At 47.4% G+C, this 17155-nt stretch carries 16 protein-coding genes; 1 reads left to right on the top strand and 15 read right to left on the bottom strand.

The genetic code is table 11. The features are described from left to right. Positions 1-30: 30 nt before the first annotated feature. The 6 genes from BVG16_RS29520 to BVG16_RS29495 form a co-directional block, all read right to left on the bottom strand. A complete protein-coding gene (locus BVG16_RS29520; RefSeq protein ID WP_233146885.1) occupies positions 31-894 on the bottom strand; it encodes an IS3 family transposase in 864 nt (287 codons plus the stop codon). A gap of 11 nt (positions 895-905) precedes the next feature. Beyond that, positions 906-1223, bottom strand: a complete 318-nt coding sequence (locus BVG16_RS29515; RefSeq protein WP_078497227.1) for a transposase — start codon at positions 1221-1223, stop codon at positions 906-908. 325 nt (positions 1224-1548) lie between these two features. Next, positions 1549-1830: a hypothetical protein gene (locus tag BVG16_RS29510; protein WP_078502787.1), complete on the bottom strand. Its 282-nt coding sequence runs from the start codon at positions 1828-1830 to the stop codon at positions 1549-1551. 15 nt (positions 1831-1845) lie between these two features. After that, on the bottom strand, positions 1846-3126 hold the full coding sequence (locus BVG16_RS29505) for an ArsB/NhaD family transporter (RefSeq protein WP_078502786.1): 1281 nt from the start codon (positions 3124-3126) through the stop codon (positions 1846-1848). A gap of 237 nt (positions 3127-3363) precedes the next feature. Then, complete coding sequence (dhaK, locus tag BVG16_RS29500) at positions 3364-5124, bottom strand: dihydroxyacetone kinase subunit DhaK (protein WP_078502785.1); 1761 nt, start codon at positions 5122-5124, stop codon at positions 3364-3366. Position 5125: 1 nt separating this feature from the next. Next, the gene (locus tag BVG16_RS29495; protein ID WP_078502784.1) at positions 5126-6262 is read right to left on the bottom strand and encodes a glycerol dehydrogenase; all 1137 of its coding nucleotides are present in this window, start codon (positions 6260-6262) and stop codon (positions 5126-5128) included. A 210-nt stretch (positions 6263-6472) separates the two neighbouring features. On the opposite strand from BVG16_RS29495, the gene BVG16_RS29490 reads away from it, so the two are divergent. Next, positions 6473-7519 carry a PocR ligand-binding domain-containing protein gene (locus BVG16_RS29490; protein ID WP_078502783.1) on the top strand — a complete coding sequence of 349 codons (1047 nt, stop codon included), beginning with the start codon at positions 6473-6475 and terminating at the stop codon, positions 7517-7519. Positions 7520-7595: 76 nt separating this feature from the next. Here the strand turns inward: BVG16_RS29490 and BVG16_RS29485 are convergent, their stop codons facing one another. The 9 genes from BVG16_RS29485 to BVG16_RS29445 all read right to left on the bottom strand — a co-directional run bounded on the left by BVG16_RS29485 (position 7596) and on the right by BVG16_RS29445 (position 17001). Further along, positions 7596-7751, bottom strand: a complete 156-nt coding sequence (locus BVG16_RS29485) for a DUF1540 domain-containing protein (RefSeq protein ID WP_078502782.1) — start codon at positions 7749-7751, stop codon at positions 7596-7598. A gap of 140 nt (positions 7752-7891) precedes the next feature. Continuing rightward, positions 7892-8590 carry a respiratory nitrate reductase subunit gamma gene (gene narI / locus BVG16_RS29480; protein ID WP_078502781.1) on the bottom strand — a complete coding sequence of 233 codons (699 nt, stop codon included), beginning with the start codon at positions 8588-8590 and terminating at the stop codon, positions 7892-7894. A 14-nt stretch (positions 8591-8604) separates the two neighbouring features. After that, positions 8605-9264: a nitrate reductase molybdenum cofactor assembly chaperone gene (narJ, locus tag BVG16_RS29475; RefSeq protein ID WP_078502780.1), complete on the bottom strand. Its 660-nt coding sequence runs from the start codon at positions 9262-9264 to the stop codon at positions 8605-8607. A 3-nt stretch (positions 9265-9267) separates the two neighbouring features. Then, positions 9268-10761 carry a nitrate reductase subunit beta gene (narH, locus tag BVG16_RS29470; RefSeq protein WP_078502779.1) on the bottom strand — a complete coding sequence of 498 codons (1494 nt, stop codon included), beginning with the start codon at positions 10759-10761 and terminating at the stop codon, positions 9268-9270. Further along, the gene (locus BVG16_RS29465) at positions 10751-14434 is read right to left on the bottom strand and encodes a nitrate reductase subunit alpha (RefSeq protein WP_078502778.1); all 3684 of its coding nucleotides are present in this window, start codon (positions 14432-14434) and stop codon (positions 10751-10753) included. Before BVG16_RS29465 ends, narH begins: the two co-directional genes overlap by 11 nt. A gap of 5 nt (positions 14435-14439) precedes the next feature. After that, positions 14440-14712, bottom strand: a complete 273-nt coding sequence (locus tag BVG16_RS29460) for a hypothetical protein (protein ID WP_078502777.1) — start codon at positions 14710-14712, stop codon at positions 14440-14442. 24 nt (positions 14713-14736) lie between these two features. Continuing rightward, positions 14737-15069, bottom strand: a complete 333-nt coding sequence (locus BVG16_RS29455; protein WP_078502776.1) for a hypothetical protein — start codon at positions 15067-15069, stop codon at positions 14737-14739. Further along, positions 15047-15499 carry a hemerythrin domain-containing protein gene (locus BVG16_RS29450; protein ID WP_078502775.1) on the bottom strand — a complete coding sequence of 151 codons (453 nt, stop codon included), beginning with the start codon at positions 15497-15499 and terminating at the stop codon, positions 15047-15049. The genes BVG16_RS29455 and BVG16_RS29450 overlap by 23 nt, the downstream gene beginning before the upstream one ends. A 2-nt stretch (positions 15500-15501) precedes the next feature. After that, the gene (locus tag BVG16_RS29445) at positions 15502-17001 is read right to left on the bottom strand and encodes a nitrate/nitrite transporter (protein WP_144027533.1); all 1500 of its coding nucleotides are present in this window, start codon (positions 16999-17001) and stop codon (positions 15502-15504) included. Positions 17002-17155 lie beyond the last annotated feature (154 nt).

Below are 17155 nucleotides of genomic sequence, written 5' to 3'. Positions count from 1 at the left end.
TGCTCTTCTGTCAATAAAGTGGACACAAAATTAAGCTGAATTTCGCTCATAATAGAGCTGCTCGAAGCGAACCGGCGACATGTATCCCAGCGTGCTATTGGAGCGTTTCCGGTTATAAAAGAATTCTAAGTATCGATATAGTTTCTCTTGCGCTTCTTGCTTGGTTTTAAACTTTGGTTTGCAGTAGATCAACTCGCGCTTCAAAATGCTGTGAAACGCCTCAATACAAGCGTTATCGTAGCAGTTTCCTTTCCGACTCATACTGGGTTTCATATCGTACTTTTTAAGTTGTTCACGGTAATCTTTTGACGCATACTGCGAACCGCGATCAGAGTGGTGGATTAGTCCCTTTCCCGGTCTTTTCGCTGTATGGGCTTGCTTCAGCGCATCCAAAACCAAATCTGTTGTCATATAGTCGCCCAATTTCCATCCTACGATCTGTTTCGTGTACAGATCCAAGATACTGGCTAGATACAGCTTTCCTTGGCGACAAGGAATGTAAGTGATGTCCGCCACCCATTTTTCATTCGGCTTAGTTGCTGAAAAATCTTGTTGCAGCTCATTGGGTGCGATAGGTAGTTCGTGTTTGGAATCTGTCGTGCTTATTCTGAATTTACGTGACATACAGGAACGAAGCCCTTCTTCGCGCATAATGAGGCCAACCGTTCGTTCCGATACGGTCCAGCCTTCCTTCTTAAGATCCCGATGAATTCTTGGGCTTCCATAGCGTTCTTCGGAGTCATGGAAGTGCCAAATAATACGCTTTTTGAGCTTCTCCTTTCGTTGGAGCTGCTCAGAAGGCGCTGCCGTACGCCATTTGTAATAACCACTCCTGGATACGCGTAGTACGCTGCACATCTTCTCCACGCGAAACTCGGAGAGATGATCTTCAATAAATTGAAATCTTAGTTCTTTTCTTTGCTGAAGATGTGCAGCGCCTTTTTTAGAATGGCTAACTCTTCTTTTAATTCATTAATTTCACGCTCTTTACGGCGGTTCTCCTCCTCATTGTTCTTTAGCACTTGCTCGAGTTGTTTAATCTTCTCCGGATGATTGACCGCTTCCTGATCGAATTGCCGATATTGCGCGATCCATTGGTGTACGGTGCTTTTCGGAATGCTAAGTTCATCACATATTTCGGATAGAGACTTCGTTTGCTCTTGAATGTATTTCACTGTTTGCATTTTAAATTCTTCGTTATACCTTTGCCGTTGTTCCCCCACAATTGGACACCTCTTCTTTCGTTAAGTTTATTATCTTTTGTTCCTTAACGTCGTGTCCACTTTTTATTCTAGTTGCATTCAGTCCGTTACCCACTCTAATAGTCGAATTTGCTCCACATAACGACACCTGAGTCCGTTATAAGTATCACCTGTCTTGTTCATTTAAAACCACTCGCGACTATAGCCACGAATTGCGTAATCAACTTATCCATCTCGATGTTGGTCGTCAAGAACTCATTTTTGTGTTGAGTCTTATTTTGATCCTATTATATATTTTAGCCGATCCCATTTCAAACTGTGCTTTTAATATTGAAGGCTATGCCTTTTAGATCCATGTTATACGTTGCAGGATCTGATATTTCATCAAGGATAAGATAAAATCAACATAGAAATCTTGCCGCACGATAAATTCAAAGGTCTGATGGGGGTAAACATACATCAACACATCGGTAATGACCCGATTCTCTTCAAAATCTTGCTGAATACGCTGCATGATGACATGCAAATCAACCTCTTCTAATCCTTGAATGCGAAATCGAACATCTCCCCCATCTTCTGTCTCTTGAATGTTAAACCGCTGCGAATCAAACATGTACGTTAGCTTCAAACCTCTCATCCTCCCTTACATGAAATAACGGAAGTACACATATACGCTGGAAATGACGATCGAAAGAATCATGAACGGAAATCCTACTTTTAAATACTTCATAAATGAGATCGAATGTCCTTCTTTACCCGCAAGACCAGCTACGATCAAGTTGGCGCTAGCCCCCACAAGCGTTCCGTTGCCGCCCAGGCATGCCCCCAGCGCAAGGCTCCACCACAAGGGCTCAAGGTTCGAGACCCCCATCGTGCCCATCTCCTGGATCATCGGGATCATGGTCGCCACGAATGGAATGTTATCCAAAAATGCGGAGGCGATTGCGCTTAACCATAAGATGAGCATGGAGGTGAGCAATGGATCACCGCCTGTGAGCTCGATAGCTTTAGCAGCCATTTGCGCGATAACCCCTGTCTCCACAAGCCCTGAGACAAGGACGAATAAGCCGATAAAGAAAAATAACGTTGTCCACTCGACACTGTGAAAAGCCTCTTCCAAGAATCGTTCCCCTGTCATCAGAAGCAATAGGAATGCCCCTGCCAACGCAACGGTTGCCGATTCCAGATGAATCAGTTGATGTAAAAAGAAGCCCACAATGGTAAGTCCAAGCACGCTTAGACATTTCCACAACAGAGGTCGATCCGTAATCATGGATTTCTCATCCATCTCCATAATGCTCTGCTGAAGCTCTGGCGTAGAATTGATTTTTTTGCCGTACATCCACACGAAGAGCGGCAGATACACCAATAAGATGATAAGAATAACCGGAGCCAAATTTGTAATAAACGCCATAAACGTGAGTTCCTTAACAGCACTTCCGATCATAATGTTCGGCGGATCCCCAATAAGGGTCGCCGTTCCCCCTAAATTGGACGCCAAAATTTGCGTAATTAAAAAAGGAACCGGATTGATGCGCAGCTGCTTCGTAATACTGAAGGTCACCGGCACCATTAACAATACCGTCGTGACATTATCCAGGAAGGCAGAACCCAGTGCTGTAATCAGTGCAAGTGCCACGAGTATCCTCTTCGGCTTGCCTTTGGCCACCTTCGCCGCTTTCAGCGCTACATATTTGAATAACCCCGTCTTGGTCGTAATGCCGACGATAATCATCATCCCAATCAGTAAGCCAAGGGTGTTGAAATCAATATGATGGATGGCGGTCTCTTGATCCACAATGCCAAAGACCACCATCAAAACCGCACCCGCCATGGCAAGAATCGTACGATGAATCTTCTCTGAGATAATAAGTCCGTAAGTCACTAAAAAAATGCCAATTGCCCAAATCGCTTGCTGTTCCATGTTCCCCTCCAAAATCGTTCTTCCAATAACAGGATATTGACAAAAAAATAGATGGAGCCCGCTGTTGGCAGGCTCCACCTCATTTCACTCTATTAATTGTAATATACACCTTATCATTTGACATGTAAATACATCTTATTGCAAGTAAAACTCTAATTATGCAAATAAAGAAGCGACCAGCCCTATTGCTGATCGCTTGATATTACCCTTCACCATTGCTCTTTTGTGTGTGCTAGACTATTTAATCGCTTCTGCAAGCTCTGTGAAAATGACGCCTAAGGCATAGGCACCTGCATCAGGATAACCGATGCTCCGTTCCCCCACCGTACCGGCTCTTCCCATACGAGCGACAATGGCTTCGGTTTGTTTGGCTCCTTGAACAGCCGCCTCTGCTGCCTTCTTCGATGCCGACTTGATATCGTCGCCGCGTTCGGCACTTAGCTTCCATGATTCAGCTAAAGGAACTAAGGCGTCAATCAATGTTTTGTCTCCGACAACGGCCCCTCTGCCAAATGATCTTTCGCCTGTATCTTGAATCCCCTTGACAACGGCTGCCATCATATCCGCGACCTCGTTCACGGACAGCACTTGCTTATTTCCAACCTGTTTGCTGGCTGCGCGGAATGCAGACCCCCAGATCGGACCCGATGCGCCGCCGCAATGCTCCATAATAATTAACGAGCAAGCATCCAAGAAACTTCCAATATCTGTTGCGTGATGTGCCAGAATGTCTTTCCATTCTGCCTTTAATTGCTTGAATCCCTTGGCAACGCTCATGCCGAAGTCACCATCCCCCGCATGGGCATCCAACTCGCAGAAAGGGACCTCATTTTCAATAATGACTTCGCTCATTTGATCGATCAGATAGATGATATTGTGCAAAGACATCTGGTTTTGTTCAATCTTGGCACCAGATGGATCGGTCTCATTCTTGTAGGTTACATGCGGATTCGTTCCCTCACCATGCACAACTTCTGTGTAATTCACCGGTTCGAAAGGTTCTTGGATCGTTAGCGCCGGCGTAACACATGGTTCCGACAGCCATTTCTTAAGTTCAGCATCCAGCTTCATGATGGTTACCGAAGCGCCTGCCATGTCAATACTCGTCATGTAATTGCCGACAAATCCTTTGTAGACCTTTTTATTCTTCGCAACCAATTCACGCGTAATCGAATTGTTCAGCAAGTACAATTCTTGCAGCGGCGTAGCGCCAAAGCCATTGATCAATACCGCAACTTCATGCTCAGCATCATCATTCATATGAAGGTTGTCCAATAAGGAGGATACCATCCGATGCGCTAATTCGTCCGCGGATATCGCTGCTTCTCTCCGAATGCCCGGTTCGCCATGAATCCCAACGCCATACTCCATCTCATGATCTTCGATCTGGAATGTCGGCGTGCCCTTCGCCGGAACGGTGCATGATGTAAAAGCAAATCCAATGCTCCGAACGTGATCGATGGCATGTTGTGCAGCTTCCTTCACTTCGGATAAAGACAAGCCCGCTTCTGCCGCAGCACCTGCCACTTTATGAACAAGAACCGTCCCTGCTACGCCTCTTCTGCCTACAGTATAGAGACTGTCCTCGACGGCAATATCGTCATCCACTTTGACATAATCGACTTGAATGCCGTCTTCTGATGCTAGATGTGCGGCATTCTTGAAATTCATAATATCGCCGCTGTAATTTTTAATGATCAGCAACGTTCCTTTATTGCTTGCAGCGCTGCGGATCGCCTGATAGACCTGTATTTGCGAAGGGGAAGCGAACACATCGCCGCATACCGCGACATCCAGCATCCCTTTACCGATAAATCCGGCATGTGCAGGCTCGTGACCGCTTCCGCCGCCGCTGATCAGCGTGACTTTATCGGGATGAATTTCTTTTTTGGATACGATTTTATATTTGCTGTTGAACGTTAAGTTCGGATGTGCCAGAACAAGGCCGTTGCACATTTCCCGAACGAGCGTTTCCGGTTGATTGATGATTTTTTTCATCTTATGCCTCCTTGCTCAATTTAAATTCACGGCCCAGTTGATCTGCGACGATAATCGCTGCAGCTACCGCTTCCTCCGTAATCGGGAATGGCATGGAATGAATAGACTCTTCCGCGATGCAAGCCTTTTGAGCAACGTTCATCAATTCTTCATGCGTCACATGATCGACACCGATATCCGCAAGACAAATCGGAAGACCGATTGAAGCACTAAACGTCAATACTTCCTGAATCTCCGCTTTATCGGCATTTTCAAGCACCAATTGCGCTAGGGTACTGAAAGCTACTTTCTCCCCATGATAATAATGATGTGTGCCTTCAAGTGCTGTTAATCCGTTGTGAATGGCATGGATGGCTGCTAAACCGCCGCTCTCAAAACCAAGACCGGATAGCAAAATATTCGTCTCAATAATATTTTCCAACGCAGGTGTAACAACATTCTGATCACAAGATAGTTTGGCTTTTAAGCCATCTTCCAATAACGTTTCATAACATAATTTTGCAAGGGCGAAGGCCGTCTTGGTTCCTTTGGCGTCCCCGCATACCCCTTCGCGAACCCCGCATGGCAAACCAGCGTTGACGTTGGAATAGGAATTCGCGGTTGCTCTAGCTTCAAAGTACGTGGAGAGTGCATCGCCCATCCCCGCAACAAGGAATCTTGTCGGCGCATTCGCAATGACGGTGGTATCAATCATGACCACGCTTGGGCTTTGCTTAAAGTATGCATAATCATCAAATTCACCTTCGGGTGTATACAATACAGCAGAATGGCTGGTTGGCGCATCCGTTGCGGCAATCGTCGGAACAATGATCAAATGTTCTCCTTCAGCGACGCATTTCGCGGTATCAATGGCTTTGCCTCCGCCTAACCCAATCGTACAAGCACATTGATGTTCTTTGGCTAACGCCTGCAATCGTGCTACTTCTTGTCTGGAGCACTCTCCGTGGAAACCGCTTTCAACGAGGGTGATATTAAATTTATGAATTGTAGCATCCAGCTTGTCTTTCACGCGCGCCACATCATCGGGATGGGCAATCAATAACGCTGAATCTCCAAATGTGCGTACAAAGTAACCTAAGTTGAGTAGTTCATCTTCACCTTGAACATATTTTGTTGGACTAATAAACGCTCTTCTCATTTCGTATTCCTCCCTTACTAAATATAACTCTATTATAGAAGCTTATATCGCAAGAATCATGGAACGATTCATACCATTTTAAGCGTTTTCAGATCGTATTTTCTTGTCATTTTCGTTCTAAATTGTACTTTTTTGTCCTATTGGGCATAAATCGAGTATAATTGTTGTGTGATTATTCATGCTTACATTAACTTTTATGGAGAACCCAATATGTCAAATTCACGATTTGATTTAAAGCGGATTATTGATTTGGAAAAATGGGATAAATTGCAAGACTCGCTGTCACTAGTAAGCAAAATGGCGATCCTTACAGTAGATTACAAGGGTGTTCCCGTTTCCAAGCATAGTCACTGCCAATCCTTCTGCCAGGGCGTACGCCAAGACGCATATCTCTCGCAATATTGTCAAAAATGTGATGCCCGAGGCGGACTCGAAGCTGTACGTTTGAATAAACCTTATATCTATTTATGCCATTTCAATATTATTGATATTGCGATCCCGATTATTATTGATAACCAATATATTGGAGCGATCATGGCGGGACAAATTAAGCTTCGCGATGCGGATATGCCCCTGCTGGAACAAATCGTATCTCGACCCTCCAATGCGGAGACAGACCATAAATTCAAAGCCTTGAAAAAGGATTATCAGGCGTTGCCCGTCTTATCTTACGAAGAAGTAACCACCATTGCGGATATGCTCTTTCACTTGTGTACCTATATCGTCGAAGAAGCTATCGATAAGAACGCAACGATTGATATGTACAAAAAAGCGCTGTCTCTGGATACGGGGCAATCTTCGCTTGAATCAGTCAATGAAACCGAGCGGACCTACCGGAATATCCAAGCTATCCAGCAGGAATTATCGAGTGCACTCATTGAGACGAAAGTGAAAAAGTCTGCGTCCCACGCCTTCCTTTCTTCCAATCCGGTGCTTCAGCCCGCATTCGATTACATCTATGCCCATAAGAATGAAAACTTCAACTTACAGGAGATGGCCAAGCAATGCCATATGAGCTCCAGTTATTTTAGCCGCATCTTCACCAAAGAAACAGGAGAGAATTTCTCTGTTTTTGTAGCCCGACTCAAAATTGAGTGGGCAAAGCAGCTCCTAGAGACAACAGACTTGTCCATGAATCAAATCAGTGATGAGCTCGGATTCTGTGATGCCGGTTATTTTATTAAAACGTTCAAAAAGTTTGAAACCTTAACCCCTGCCGTGTATCGGAATGTGTATAAACATAAAGTTAGTAAATAGTTATATATTGATGAAGAACCGCAGAAGTACGCATGAAGGGGCAGCTTGAGCTTGGAATCCAGCCGCCCCATTCACATTAAATCTTTGATTCGAACGTTTTGCAATCCGTTTCTTCCGAGTTTCTCGCATTCGTGCCACGGTTGTTAACGACATAGATGGATGATGCATTGCATTTATTGCCGGCAGCCCAGAATTTGCAATTGTTCACTTCGCATAATACGTCTTTAGCCATTGAAATCACCCCCTCTATTAGCTTAGGATAGCGGATTTAGACAGGTTTATACGCACGATGAATATTCTCAATAGATTCTCATTTACACCAAAAAAAGCGACCAACCCAATGGCTGATCGCTTCACAACTCCTTCTTCGAATCATATTTTTGATTTTCTTCTATAGTTCCATCTCGAACGATATTGCTGCGGAGCTCGCGTCGGATACCGGATCGGGAAGGAGAACATATGCACCAGCACCGTAAAGGGAATGGATGCGAACAAGACAAAAGCAAAGATAATATGTACCCGGAACAGTACAGGAACCTCCCGCATCAGCTCATAGGCCGGTTGGAATGTGAAGAGACTTCGAAACCAAGGACCAATCGTTGTCCGATACTCATAAGCGCCAACTGTTACGTTGTAAATCAAGGTCATATAGACACCCATGACAGCTACGATCAGAAGCCATATTACCGTAAAATAACTCGAAAACCTCGAATGGACACGCAAGCGGCGGTTCGTCCATCGGCGAATGAGTAATACAATGAGCCCCAGGACAACCATAATTCCTGCCACACCGCCGCCTGCAATGGCGAACACGTGATACAACTCATCCGTTACCCCGAGTGCCTCATACACCCCACGGGGAATCAAGACTCCCATGATATGTCCGACAAGGGCGAAGATAATCCCCCAATGAAATAGGGTAGATCCGACCCTCAACCACTTCTTCTCAAACATCTCCGTAGAAGGTGCTGCCCAGCTCGTCTGCCGATAAGCAAAGCGGTACAGCAGTCCAACAATCATCACCGTGAGCGCAATATAAGGAAAGACAACCCACCAGAAGATCTCAGCCATTGTGATACCTCCATTCATTTGCACATTTTCATATGGGGTAACGGCGCATTGTCTGTTTTCGCCATCCCGTCCATACCGTAGAGAATCGGATAGGGCATATCCTCTAAGTCCGTCTGCTCTCGCGATTGATCCAGCTTCTGAATATCTTCAGCGGAGGGTTTGCCTAACACATCGTCTAACACCATGTGAAAAATCGGGGCATATGGATGCTCTTCTGAAAGGAGTCCTGCGATCCGGTTGGTCGCAACGGCAAGTCGGCGCTGCAAGGCCTTCAAATGCACATTATCCGGCGCTACAGCAATCAATTCATAGAGTGCCGGAATGTAGTCGGCCAATTCTCCTGCTGCAGGTTCGTATCCAGCATCCGCGATAATATGCTGCAGTAAGATAAGCGCTGCGCCTCGATCTCGGCTATCCCCAAGCTCATGGGCTGTTAAGTAGAGCCCCGTTTTCTCCTTCCAATCAAAGGTCTGCACATATTGCTCCTGCAATTCCTGCAGAGATAGGGCATATAGAGGCTCAAGCGCCTGGACCAGCTTGTGCTTGAGCTCTTCCTGTTCCACTTCCTCATGAATCGCTTGTAGTAAAATCTGACGTTCGCTAGAGAACGTATCCTCTGGATAACCAACCACACGCGATGCGACGGCTAAAATCTTGCGTTGTTGTTCATTCACGGCTTAATCCTCCTTCTGGAATGGATAGGTAACCATTCCCTCCGGCGGTGTAATCTCCTCGATGCTGCAGGCGCCCTGTTTATAATGTAGATCATTATCCATCTCCCTACGGCCTGTTGGAATCACGAACCGCTCATTATATTTGGCCACAGCGAACAGCCGTGCCATATCTTCAAGATCTTCCTCGCTAATATCAGCCTCGCTCAAAAGTTGGCTATGCTTCAGCTCATCCATTCCGCCGATGGCTTTGTTACGCATATGCACGCGCATCGCTGTCATTTTTAAGAGAACGCGGCGTATAACGTTCGTATCGCCAGCCGTCAAAAGCGATGCCAAATATTCCATCGGAATACGCATGTGATCGACCGCAGGAATATAATGATCTGTCTGCAAATCTTCTTCCTCGATATGATTCATGATCGGGCTGAGTGGTGGCACATACCACACCATCGGCAAGGTACGATACTCCGGATGCAGCGGCAGCGCAACCTTCCATTTCATCGCCAACTTATAGACCGGGGAACGCTGAGCAGCATCAATCCAAGCGTCATTGATGCCTGCCTTTCGCGCCTCCTCTATAACCTTAGGATCCATCGGATCCAGGAAGACAGAGAGCTGGGACTCGTACAAATCCTGCAGATTCTCTACCGATGCAGCACTCTTCACGCGATCGGCATCATAGAGCACGACGCCAATATACCGAAGACGACCTACACAGGTTTCAGAGCAAATGGTCGCCAGGCCCGCCTCTGTGCGAGGGTAACAGAAATTACATTTCTCAGCCTTATGCGTATTCCAGTTGTAATACACTTTATGATAGGGACATCCGTTCATACAGAAACGCCAGCCTCGGCAAGCCTCTTGATCCACTAACACAATGCCATCCTCTTCGCGCTTATACAGCGCACCCGACGGACAGGAGGCAACACACGAAGGATTTAGACAGTGCTCGCAAATTCGCGGCAGGTACATCATAAACGTCTTTTCATATTCCATCGCGATGTGTTCCTGCAGCTTCTGCACGTTCGGATCAAGCGGTACGATCTCGCTGCCGCCAGCCAAGTCATCATCCCAATTGGGGCCCCATTCCGGCTTATCTATGAACTCCCCGGTAATCATCGATTTCGGTCTCGCCACCGGAAGATGCTTCTTCTTTGGGCTGTTGATCAAATGCTCGTAATCATAGGTCCATGGTTCGTAGAAATCATTCAAATCGGCCATATTCGGATTATAAAATAGGTTCGCCAGCTTCGTGATCGGTCCGCCAGCACGCAGCGTAAGCTTGCCATTTTTCAGGACCCAACCGCCTTTATATTTGCCTGTATCTTCCCATGCTTTGGGATATCCAGGACCTGGTCTTGTCTCCACGTTGTTGTACCACATGTATTCCGTACCAGGGCGATTCGTCCACGTATTCTTACAGGTGACCGAGCATGTATGACATCCAATGCATTTGTCCAGGTTCATGACCATGGCGACTTGTGCTTTAATCCTCAAGCCAGTCCACCTCCTTAAGCGGTCGTATAATCGTGATGGTGTCCCTTTGGCTTCCTGTAGGTCCATAATAGTTAAATCCATAGCTGAACTGCGAATATCCGCCGATCATATGCGTGCCCTTCATTGTAATCCGGGTCACACTGTTATGCGTACCGCCCCGTTGTTTGTTAATGGCAGTGCCCGGAACGCCCATCGTACGATCTTGTGCGTGGTACATATAAGCAATTCCCTCCGGAATCCTATATGTCGTAACAGCCCTTGCTGCTACGGCCCCATTTCGGTTGTAGATCTCAATCCAATCATTATCTTTCACCCCGATCGAAGCGGCGTCCTTCTCATTCATCCAGACGACCTGCCACCCTCGGAAGAGCGTAGACATCTGATTGGTATCGGTGAACATGGTATGGATTCCCCACTTCTGATGCGGTGTCAGATATCGCACGGTAATGGATTTGCCCGGATTTTGAACTTCCTTTTCCCCTTTGAGAAAAGGGATATGAGCGAGCGGCGGCAAATACAGCGGTAATGCTTCACCATAATCAAGGATCATCTCATGATCCAGGTAGAAGCTCTGTCTCCCGGTGATCGTCCGCCAAGGGATGCCGTATTCTGTATTCAGCGTAAAAGGCGAATACCGCCGGTTATCTTTTTCTAGCCCGCTCCATACCGGGGCAGAAATTGCTTGCCGCGGCTGCGCTGTAATATCCGCAAGCGTATATGCGTCTTCTTCGCGAGGTTCGGCAATCCCCGTCAGCTTCTTGCCTGTATTCATTTCCATGGAGCGCCAGCCTTCCACGGCCCGCTTTCCATTCGTTGCACCCGACATGAGTAGAATGGCTTCGATCGCTTGCTGATCTGTATATAAATCCGGACACCCTTTCCCAATCCCGTCCCTGCGAGAAGGACCTAATCGTTCAAGGAGCTCCTTATAGACCTGCTCACCTGGAATTTTCACACCCTTAGAGACATAGCCGTTCTTAATGTTCGGTCCCAGCGTAATCATCTTCTCATAGACCTTCGGGTAATCCCGCTGAACGATGTGGAATGACGGCATCGTCTTGCCAGGTATGGCAGGGGTTTCCCCTTTGCGCCAGTCTTGTATTCGACCATGCACTTGTGCGACCTCACTTGGCGTATCGTGTGCAAGCGGTGACATCACCACATCCTCCGTAGCGGGAAGATGCTTCGCTGCGAGCTCCGAGAACACCTTCGCTATCTCTCGGAACGCATCCCAATCACTCTTGGCTTGCCAAGGCGGCGAGATCGCCGGATTGAAGGGATGTACGAACGGATGCATATCGGTACTGCTTAGATCAAACTTCTCGTACCAAGTTGCGGCAGGCAAGACGATATCCGAGAAGAGTCCCGAGCTCGTCATCCGAAAGTCCAGACTGACGAAGAGATCTGTCTTCCCTTCCGGCGGTTCCGCCGTCGTCTTCACATCCTCAGGCTGCCAGGAATGGGTCGTATCGGTGAGTACATGATTGTCTGCACCGATTAAATGCTTGGCGAAATACTCATGGCCTTTCCCGCTGTCGCCCAGAAGATTGGAGCGCCAGTTGAAGAAGACGCGCGGGAAATTCCGCGGATCATTCGGATGCTCTATCGACCACTGAATCTCATCCTTGGCCGCTTGCTGGGCGATGTATGCCGCTGCTTCTTCATCCGTCTTCGCACCGTGTTCTCTCGCCTCGCGAACCAGATCCAGCGAATTCTGAGAGAACTGCGGGAACGAGGGAAGCCATCCGAGCCTCGCCGCCATCGCATTGATGTCGGCCGGATGCATCTTACTATAGCGTCCTCCCCAAGGGGGCTCTTCCGCACGATCTTCTTTGGCCTCATAACGGAATTGCTCTGTCGCAAAATAGAAGAACGACGTACCATTCTGCAATCGTGCCTGCTTCGACCAGTCCCCGGCAAAAGCTACCTGCTGCCAACCTTCTAACGGACGAACCTTTTCTTGGCCGACATAATGCGCCCAACCGCCGCCATTTACACCTTGACACCCCGTAAGCAGGACAAGATTCAAGATCGAACGATAGATCTGATCACTATGGAACCAGTGGTTCGTCCCTCCACCCATCGCGATCATGGATTTGCCGCCCGTTCTTGCTGCATTATCAGCGAACTCCCGTGCCACCTGAATGACATGGGATTTCTTGACACCCGTAATCGCTTCTTGCCAAGCAGGAGTATAAGGCTTCTCATCGTCATAATCAGCCGGGTAATCGCCGGTCAATCCCCTTCCTACACCCACATGCGCCATCATGAGGTCATAGACCGTTGTCACTTTGTACACCTCGCCCGTGTGACTTTGAAGATGCTTCACCGGTACCCCACGCTGTACAATTTCGCCATCACGCTCACCGAAATAAGGGAAATCAACCTTCACAATTTCATCAGCTGCATGTATAAATGACAGGTGCGGATCCACGGATGTTCCGTCTTCCCTCAAGAGGTCGAGGTTCCACTTACTCCCTTGATCCCAACGAAATCCAAGACTCCCATTCGGCACGTACGGTACATTCGCGACGCTATCCCAGACAAGTGTCTTCCACTCGGCTAATTCTTGTGCATCATGAAGATCTGATGCGCGCAAAAAGCGGTCAGAACGTATACCTTTCTCATCTTCCTTGATCATGACCAGGAACGGCAAATCTGTAAATTTCTTGACATAATTAATAAAGTATGGAGTCTCTCGATCCACATAGAATTCCTTCAAAATCACGTGCGTCATAGCCATGGCCAGAGCGCCATCGGTACCCACCTTAGCTGGCAGCCAGATATCTGCGAACTTCTCATATTCCGCATAATCCGGACTGACCCCAACCACCTTCGTTCCGTTATAACGCGATTCCACCATAAAATGCGCATCAGGTGTACGGGTCTGCGGCAGATTCGTACCCCAGATGATAAAGTACTTCGCATTATACCAATCACCGCTCTCGGGCACGTCTGTCTGGTCACCCCAAATTTGTGGAGATGCAGGGGGAAGATCCGCGTACCAATCATAGAAGCTTAAGATGGTGCCGCCAATCAGGGACAAAAATCGCGTTCCCGCCGCATAACTCACCATGGACATGGCCGGGATCGGGCTGAATCCGACCACACGATCCGGTCCATACGTCTTAATCGTATGAATCGTCGCCGCCGCAATCATCTGACAGGCCTCCTGCCAGTCTGCCCGCACAAATCCGCCCTTCCCTCTCGACTTCACGTATCGCTCTCGCTTCTGCGGATCATTCACGATATTGCGCCAAGCGGTGACAGGATCATGGCCTTGTGCAAGTTCAGCTCGCCACAACTCCACTAGATCACCGCGTATGTAAGGATATTTCACCCGTATAGGACTATAGGTGTACCAAGAATAGCTCGCCCCTCGGGGACAGCCTCTTGGTTCATATTCTGGAAAATTAGGGCCCGTTGTCGGATAATCCGTCTGCTGGGTTTCCCATGTAATAATTCCGTCCTTCACGTACACCTTCCAGCTGCAAGACCCCGTGCAGTTCACACCGTGTGTCGATCGGACAATCTTATCATGCTGCCAACGCCCACGATACAGGTCTTCCCAGTCTCTTGAACGAACGCTCTCCTCTGTCCATCCCTCATTGATGCGTTCGCCTCGCTTCAAGTGCTTCAAAGATTGGAGTAATCTATTCTGTTTATCTGCCATGGATATCACCCTTCATTCGAAGTCATTCCCAACGGATTAAATCTTTCGCCTGTTAAGCGGTAGGCGCCCTCACCTTCTTGGAGCTCCTCCACAAACACCTTCCAGTCCGGCGTATTACAAGCAACCAAGATGAGCCGCTGCAGTCGATTTAAATCCCGGATATTCGTCATGATATCCAAGACCTCTGCAGGTACCTCCCCAAACCGCATTTCCAATATCGCATTCAAATCCTTCAAATCCTGTTGGATAAACAACGCCTCTTCATTGACCAAGGTCATATCCTGCCTTCCTAAGCTGTATTGTTACGGCTTCATCATTTTGAAGTAATCTGACACTAACGCTTTTTGGATATCTTCGCCAACCTTAGCGAAGAAACGATTAATCTCTAAACTTTGCGATTCGATGGCATCCCTCGAAAAATGCTGCTCCTGTACATACGAGAGACGTTCTCCAAATCGCAAACGGACCAGAACCCCATCCGATTGGACCTCTGCGCCTGCATGGACGTCATACGGATGAATATGCAGACGGCTCATCTCCGATTGAAGCCATCCGTATAATGCAGGCTCCACGGAACGTAAGGGCTTCTCGAACGAGACGTTATCACTCATCTTAGCTGGCTTCTCCAGATGCATGTCGCGGTGCCTCCATTTCATGCCCAATCATCGTTTCTTCATCATGGTTATGATAGGTATCGATCAGAATGAGCGCGTAGAATCGTTGCAGCACCTGATCAGACGCCCCTTCGTTTTCCAACATCTCTTTAATATCTCTCACCAAGTACCGCATCAAGTTATGATCTCTCGTTAAAGCCGCCACCGTCTCTCTTAATTCGGCGTTCGCCTCAACAACTTCCTTATATAGACCACCCTCTTCGCTCTCCGCATGTTGAAGTGTTCGGGTCTCCCAATGCTCTACATTGATATAGGCCACCTCCAGAGCTTTATCATGCTCACCTTCGGTCAAGCAGCGGTGAAGAATCTCTACCAATTCCTTGGCCTCCTCCAGTGCAGCTTCATGAATTGAAGAATGACTATCCACATTTTTCAGAGCGCGTCCTGACATGTCTATCTCTCCTTTAATTTAGATAAATCACTGAATATCGCGACATAATTCTTCACACGGTCTTGATCATCTTTCACCGCACTCGCGGTTAGCCATTCTCGAAATATGGATCCATCGGCTCGTTTGTTCATAATCTCTCCTTGCCAGTGGCCCGTCGTAAGCAGCGTGCTCCAGAAAGATTCATAAAATGCACGGTCATGGTGACCCGAGCTGAGAACAGCCGGTGTTCGCCCTACAACATCCTCATTGGTATACCCTGTAATTTTCGTGAACGCATGATTGACCGTCATAATGATCCCCTGTGGATCCGTCACCATCACCGCATCCGCAGTGGATTCTAAGATATCCGCGGACAGCTGCATTTTCGCCTGAAAAGACATCCAGAAAACCAGAATCAAGCTCGCTAAAGCAGCTTCCGACAATGCCATGAACCCAATCGAATACTGACCTGTCATGCCGTATAAGGAGGTTAGCATCAGAGGTGGGAAGAAACCGCCTATCCCCCCGGCTGCCGACACGATTCCATTCACGATCCCACCTTGTTTTGAGAAATACATAGGCACCAGCTTGAACACCGCACCATTCCCGGTACCGGCACAGACAGCGACAGCCAAGCATCCGACCGTGAATAACGGCATCGACAAGGTAAAAGATAGCAAGACGCCCGATAAGGTCAATCCACCAAAGACGAACATGAGCACGAGAAATGGATTGATTTTATCCGAGACAATGCCTCCGATCGGCCGAAAAATCGTTGCTAACACGATAAATCCTGCGGTTCGAATCCCTGCATCCACTTTGCTCAATTCAAAATGATCCACCAAGAAATTCGGCAGATAAATCGTAAAAGCGACGAACGAGCCGAAGGTAATAAAATAGAAAATGCTCAGGAACCACAATTTTTGATTGCGGTACACCGCTTTGATCTGCTCGGATAATGAATTCTTCACACGTATCTCTTGCTTGTCCCCAAATACAAAATTCAATAGTGCAAACAAGGCTACCAGCGCTAAATACCAATAGACAGCCGTCCTCCAACCTAAGGCTTGAGCAAGAATAGGGGCACCGAATGTTGAAAATGCCGTCCCTGCATTTCCTATGCCATAAATCCCATTGATCGTCCCGTGTTTCTCTTTCGGGTAATACTTCGGCAGAGACGTCACACCGATGGAGAACGCCGCCCCACCAATGCCGAGAAACAAACCGCTGATCATCAGGTCCACGAAGGAGTTAGACAAGCTCAGATACCATATGGGAAGAAGCAGCGCCAGGAAACTAATCATAAACAGAATGCGGGCGCCAAACCGATTGGCGTAATAGCCGATGGGTATGCGTAATATCGAACCTAGAATGACGGAAATTGCAGACACCCATGCAAGCTGGCCCGAGGTCAGCGCAATATCCTCCTTGATGTATGGAATTAGCGAGGAAATCAGCACCCAGCACATAAAAGAGACAACAAGGCTTACGGTCTGCAGTGGCAATTGAATCTTAGATCTCAATGATTTCTCTCCTTTCCCTTCACAATAAATGGATCTTTTTTCCTTTAAGTCTAAGCATACCCAATATTAATTTCGAATAATCGACAAAAAAAACAACCGCAATTTCCGCGATTGTTTGTACTCATTACATTCGTTTGGATAAATTTTCGGACTT

Source organism: Paenibacillus selenitireducens (assembly GCF_002021565.1).
In the GTDB taxonomy this organism is placed as follows: domain Bacteria; phylum Bacillota; class Bacilli; order Paenibacillales; family Paenibacillaceae; genus Paenibacillus_K; species Paenibacillus_K selenitireducens.
This window is presented reverse-complemented; position numbering and strand designations above follow the sequence as displayed.